The 6,000-nt window shown below is 38.5% G+C and carries 5 protein-coding genes; all 5 read left to right on the top strand.

The features are described 5' to 3' along the window. The first annotated feature begins 1,433 nt into the window (after positions 1-1,433). Positions 1,434-1,949, top strand: coding sequence for a crossover junction endodeoxyribonuclease RuvC (gene ruvC, locus ACFIM8_RS03185; RefSeq protein ID WP_375606543.1), 516 nt, complete (start codon positions 1,434-1,436; stop codon positions 1,947-1,949). A gap of 13 nt (positions 1,950-1,962) precedes the next feature. Next, positions 1,963-2,115: an OB-fold domain-containing protein gene (locus ACFIM8_RS03180; protein ID WP_375606542.1), complete on the top strand. Its 153-nt coding sequence runs from the start codon at positions 1,963-1,965 to the stop codon at positions 2,113-2,115. A 13-nt stretch (positions 2,116-2,128) separates the two neighbouring features. Then, complete coding sequence (ruvA, locus tag ACFIM8_RS03175) at positions 2,129-2,743, top strand: Holliday junction branch migration protein RuvA (protein ID WP_375606541.1); 615 nt, start codon at positions 2,129-2,131, stop codon at positions 2,741-2,743. Between the two features lie 13 nt (positions 2,744-2,756). Beyond that, positions 2,757-3,851, top strand: coding sequence for a Holliday junction branch migration DNA helicase RuvB (gene ruvB / locus ACFIM8_RS03170; RefSeq protein WP_375606540.1), 1,095 nt, complete (start codon positions 2,757-2,759; stop codon positions 3,849-3,851). A gap of 234 nt (positions 3,852-4,085) precedes the next feature. Continuing rightward, the gene (ybgC, locus tag ACFIM8_RS03165; RefSeq protein WP_375606539.1) at positions 4,086-4,526 is read left to right on the top strand and encodes a tol-pal system-associated acyl-CoA thioesterase; all 441 of its coding nucleotides are present in this window, start codon (positions 4,086-4,088) and stop codon (positions 4,524-4,526) included. The last annotated feature ends 1,474 nt before the right edge of the window (positions 4,527-6,000 follow it).

Below are 6,000 nucleotides of genomic sequence, written 5' to 3'. Positions count from 1 at the left end.
CGCCAATTTATTTCTCATTCATTGCGTTTAGAAGTGTGCATTTTGTTTCATTTAGAGATGCTGCTGTAGTTTAAGCGCTTTGGTCAATAAGCGGCCACTGTATCTTGAACGATGATAATCCAGTGGAAAAATAAATCGAATTACTGAAAACAGCTTTTGGGCATTCTGAGAAAAATAGCTCCTTGCTTCTTTCTTGAGATATTTAGAACAGTATATCCATTTTTTACAACCAAAATTTCACAACGAAAACCAATCTAGAGTGCTTTTTTCTACCTAATTTCTATTTGAGCGTAGGAAATATCTTGAGTTTATAGCTGAGAGAGGGATAGGTATTGATTTCGAATTATGGCATGGAATAGGGTATGGTTGGTTTTGTGGGAAATTGACTTTTGTTGATTGCAGCTGGAACACTTTCTGTTGATCTATCGTGTGATTTTGTTTTGGCTCTGATAATGATCTGGCTCTAAGATAGAGCAGGGGCTTATACATCAATTTATTTATGGCTCTATAATTTATACCTATAAAGCTGCTGTAAAGTGTGTGTTAATGAGGATGATACACATTGTTACAGTTTTTGGGCTTCTTTTGTTTTGAATGGAAGTTATTTTCCCTCGTGTAAAATAAAATATCCAAAATAAAGTGCCATATAATGAATGTCCCATGGGTTCCCTGTGCCCCCATACAATGTTCCTCTCTATGCAATGTCATTGTGGTGTGATGAGTATATTCAAAAACACCTCTCAGTTCTTATTCACATTCGTTGAGCCTCTCTCATTTTTATGCTTGCAAAGGAAAAAGCCGGCACTATCATCATCTTTGCCAGTCCCCAATGTTGCAACAGCCTTTGAAACTTGAGACAATTCATTAGAGGCATTTTTAGTCCTGTCTTGTACAGTTTCACTCTATACGGCAATCCCACGTTTCATATGTAAGCGAATGGTTTTGATTGATTCAAGATAAACAGATTTGTAATGAGAAAATCTTAGGATATTCGGGATTCTTATGCAACATACAAAAAATTAATTATCTTTATAAATCAACGTGTTGCCTTGTTATGGTGGCGTCATGCTATAATGTAAAAAGTTTTCGTAAAGTGTGTACCATCCATTGCATAGCCTCTTTACACTTATGAATGTACAATCCAGAATTCTCTATTTGCTCGCTTGCGATGTTTAACCGTTATGGCATTGGATATGACCATAGAAAGGGAATTTTTATGCTTTAGAGGGTGTTTGCTTGTGATGTGTGAATGGTTTTGATTGATTTCAGTTATGCTTCATAAAGTATGTACCATAAAGATGCTGTTCGTTGCGTGTTATAATTGTATAAATTTGGAGGTATGATTATCTTTTTACTGGTTTTGTCTTGGGTTGCTGTTTTCTTTGTGGTCTTGTCTTTATTCACAAGGGGGAAAAGTGTATAGACTGTAGTTTATGGCAGAGACGATTCGTATTATAGGCATTGATCCCGGATTACGGCGTACAGGGTGGGGCGTTATCGATGTTGCAGGTAATCGTCTTCAGTTTATTGCAGCAGGGACGGTTTCTTCTAATGCACAGTGTGATCTGGCTTCTAGACTCTGTCAGATCCACAAAGGTCTTTCAGAGATTATGCATCAATTTATGCCCCATGAAGCCGCTGTAGAACATGTGTTTGTCAACAAAGATGCTACAGCAACTTTAAAACTTGGGCAAGCGCGTGCGATTGCGCTGCTGGTTCCTGCGCAAGCAAACCTTCCTGTTTTTGAATATGCTCCCAACAAAGTGAAAAAATCGGTTATTGGTGTTGGACATGGGGCTAAAGAACAAATCCATATGATGGTAAAAGTTCTCCTCCCACGGGCTGAATTTGATAGCAGTGATGCGGCTGATGCTCTTGCTCTTGCTCTTTGTCATAGTATGCATCGTAAGAGTATTGACCGATCTTATCAGGCAAGGATGGCGATATGATTGGGGTGGAAGCATGATTGGCACATTAAAGGGCACTCTTGAACATATCTTTGATGATCATATTCTTCTTGATGTTTATGGTGTGAGTTATGTTGTTTTTGTGTTGAATTGGTGTATGCATTATCAGAGTATTGACCAATCTTATCAGGCAAGGATGGCGATATGATTGGGGTGATAACATGATTGGCAAATTAAAGGGCACCCTTGAACATATCTTTGATGATCATATTCTTCTTGATGTTCATGGTGTGAGTTATGTTGTTTTTGTGTCAAATCGTCTGCGTCCTTCTTTACCCTCTGTTGGGGAGGCGTTAAGCCTTTTTATTGAAACGCATGTTCGTGAAGAAGCAATTCGCCTTTTTGGTTTTGCTACAAGAGCTGAACAGGAGTGGTTTTGTCTTCTACAAAATGTTCCTGGAGTAGGGGCAAAGGTTGCTTTGGCAATCTTGGGGACTTTATCGCCAGATGAACTTGCTCAGGCTATCGCTTTAAATGATGTTGCGATGATTAGTCGAGCGCCGGGCGTTGGTAAAAAAGTCAGTGAAAGGATTGTGGGTGAACTGAAAAGTAAAACACTTCCCTTTGAACAAGCTGTCAAAACTATTTCGGTTCCTCAGCGTGAGATAACCAATCAACCTGCGCATGATGCGCTTTCCGCATTGATGAAGCTAGGGTTTGAACGGGAGCAAGCAGCTCGCGCTCTTGCTCTTGCGATGAACGCTCTTGAGGGCGAAACTGTTTCTTCTGCCCTGCTGATCCGCCATAGTCTCAAATTGCTTTCTTCTCCTACTTAAAATTAAGGTAACAATGCATAAAGATGAAGATCAACGCCTTCTGGGTTCCGCCCCCCTTCCTAACGATCCAGATCGTTCCTTGAGGCCACAAGTTCTCGATGACTTTATTGGTCAAGAAGCGGCACGGGCTAATTTAAAAATATTTATTGAAGCAGCAAAAACACGGCAAGAAGCGCTGGATCATGTTTTGTTTGTAGGACCACCGGGGTTGGGAAAAACAACGCTTTCACAGATTATGGCAAAAGAATTAGGCGTTAATTTTCGCTCTACTTCAGGGCCGGTCATTGCTAAAGCAGGAGATTTAGCAGCCCTCTTGACCAATCTCGAAGAACGTGATGTCTTGTTTATTGATGAAATTCATCGCTTAAATCCAGCAATTGAGGAAATTCTGTACCCAGCAATGGAAGATTATCAACTTGATCTTATCATTGGTGAGGGGCCTGCTGCCCGCTCGGTTAAAATTGATCTGGCTAAATTTACTTTGGTGGCGGCAACTACACGTTTGGGACTTTTAACCACACCGCTGAGAGATCGTTTTGGAATCCCAATTCGTCTCAATTTTTATACGATAGAAGAATTGGAATATATTGTTCAGCGTAATGCACGACTTTTTGCTGTCAAGATCAGTGATGATGGAGCCCATGAAATTGCACGCAGAGCACGCGGGACGCCTCGCATTGCTGGACGCCTTTTACGGCGCGTTTGTGATTTTGCTCTGGTTAAACAGGCAAAACAAATTGACCAAAAAATCGCCGATGAAGCCCTTTCGCGCCTTGAAGTGGATCATCTTGGGCTTGACCCGCTTGACCGTCGCTATTTGCTCCTGATTGCGGAAACTTTTTTAGGGGGACCGGTGGGGATTGAAACGATTGCTGCTGCTTTATCAGAACCACGCGATGCCATTGAAGATATTGTTGAACCCTATTTGCTCCAACAAGGGTTTATTCAAAGAACCGCTCGTGGACGTATTCTGAGTGAAAAGGCTTGGAGCCATTTAGGGCTTTCTGCTCCAGCCTCTACAACGTCTATACAAAGGCGTTCTCAACTTTCTGATGCTCAAGACAATTCATCACTTCAGACGACTTTATGGGATGGAGAAGATGACTAAGTCATTCGCTTTTTAAAAAATAAGACATTTTCTTTAAAAAAATTGCGTGAATATTGTATCGCAAGGTTATAAATACAAGAAATGTGCTTGTTTTAGCAGTTTCTGACCAAAAAGATTTGGAAAGATTGAGGATTTTGTGCTTTTGCTTTTCATAACATCAACACAAAAATGTGTTCAATCTTTTGATCTATAAATAATTTGCTCTATTCAATGATTTTATGGGACGTGAAGTAGATGACAGAAGTGACTCCTTTCAAGAGAAATCATACAAGTGCTTTTCATAATTTTCAGGTCCGCGTTTATGTTGCGGATACAGATTTTTCCGGTGTAGTTTATCATGCGCGTTATCTTGAGTTTTTTGAACGAGGACGTTCAGAGTTTTTACGGGATACCGGTTTTAATAATAAGATGTTAGCAGCAGGGGGTGAGGGGGAAAAATTGTTTTTTGTTGTTCGTCATATGGAAATTAATTTTTCAAGACCAGCTAAAATTGATCATCTTTTAGTCGTTAAAACACGTGTTAATCACATCCAAGGGGCCCGCTTTTTTATGGAGCAATCTATTTTGCATGAGATGACTACGTTGGTAACAGCCAAAGTTGAAATTGCTCTGATTAATGAGGAGGCAAAACCGCGACGTTTACCCAAAGAACTTTTTGCAAAAATGCTTGGTTAAAAGTGTGATTCATTGAATTAGCAAGTTTCAGGAGAGATCAGCAGATATAAAGTAATCTATAATCTAAGACTATACATTTATCATAGCCTAAATGTTTTCCAACAAGGTCACACGATACAGCAAAAGAAAGCACCTCTGCTACAATAACTACAATAAATTGAAGATAATATCTCACAAAATTAAACACACCTCATCCATGTTATGATTCAAAATCAATGTCGCATCATCCATTTTCTGCTATAAACTCAAGATATTTTCTTTCTTTTGAAGAAAGGTTTGTTGGCATCAGAAAACAGCGAAAAAGTACAAAATATAAAAAGAAATAAAAATGGATTAAGATTTATTTTTATAAAAATGCACATACCCAGCACCATATTGCAATAAAGTGATAATAAGCTATTAGGTCGAAAACTGTCTCAAAACACCCAAAGGGTGTTTTTAAGCAATTTGATTTGTTTTTTTACTGGATTGTCATTTGGCATCACAAGAGCGCGTGTTTCATCCATTTCTATCCATCATGCATGACTTTATGTGCGCTTCTAAGCGTAGTGAATGAGTGAGAGATCAATGTATACAAAGCAGAAATGCATTTTTGCATTTAAAGTTTCAACAGCATATTATTCTATATAATGTATTGACTTAGAAAGATAAATTATCACTTATCATGGGCACAAACCCTAATAGGAATAGAATAAAATACTTTCATTTCAAATCTGTTCATGTTGAAACAATTAAAATCATTTGCTTACACATCATAAGAGAACAATATAAATCATTGAAAAAATTGTAAAAATGTTCCTTATGGATCATTCGCAATGCAATAACGATCAAATATCGCAAGTGAGCAAAGAGAGCGAAGAAGCCGGTTTTGATGAAGTAAAAATGTGAAAAGGCTTTTTTCATGTCACAGAAGCTTGTACGTTATACCATGGTGCCAGAGAGATGATAGGCATTGAAAGGGGCTAATTCACAATACAGTGAGATTACATGAGACTTACACTAGATTACATAGGACGTCGGGGTGCATGGGTGAGGCGCATTGTTGTGAGGTGTTGTAGGGTGGTTTATGGTCGTTTTTTGTGCCCGATGGTGTACCCCGTATTCAATTCGATGGAAAATGAGAGAAATAATAGCCTGAGGCAAAGCGTCATCTTTTATGATGATAACATATTTATTTACAATGATAATTCATTGCGTTGTCACTTTCAGATAATTCTGAAACTTGTAAAATTTTTTCTTTTCAAGCTCTATTGCCGCGAATTAATAAAAAACATTTTCTTACATGTCACAAGCGGAGTTGGTGAGTGGATACAAAAACACTTAAGAAAGAAATAAAATACCTCTTACGAATCTTTTCAAGTGCTAAGACTTATCGCTGTATTTTAAGCTGGAAACGCGTATGATGATTTAGCGTTCTTTTCATAAGCGTAAAGATGGTGGTGCATAATAGATTTAATATCATGCATTTTTATAT

This window comes from Bartonella sp. AC535YNZD (assembly GCF_042196625.1).
Taxonomy (GTDB): domain Bacteria; phylum Pseudomonadota; class Alphaproteobacteria; order Rhizobiales; family Rhizobiaceae; genus Bartonella.
Note: the sequence above shows the minus strand (reverse complement) of the source record. Positions and strands in the feature narration are given on the sequence as shown.

Excerpts from the sequence above, each read along its gene's own strand:
- ybgC (WP_375606539.1), top strand. The coding sequence starts at position 4,086 with ATGACAGAAGTGACTCCTTTCAAGAGAAATCATACAAGTGCTTTTCAT.
- ruvC (WP_375606543.1), top strand. The coding sequence starts at position 1,434 with ATGGCAGAGACGATTCGTATTATAGGCATTGATCCCGGATTACGGCGT.
- ACFIM8_RS03180 (WP_375606542.1), top strand. The coding sequence starts at position 1,963 with ATGATTGGCACATTAAAGGGCACTCTTGAACATATCTTTGATGATCAT.
- ruvA (WP_375606541.1), top strand. The coding sequence starts at position 2,129 with ATGATTGGCAAATTAAAGGGCACCCTTGAACATATCTTTGATGATCAT.
- ruvB (WP_375606540.1), top strand. The coding sequence starts at position 2,757 with ATGCATAAAGATGAAGATCAACGCCTTCTGGGTTCCGCCCCCCTTCCT.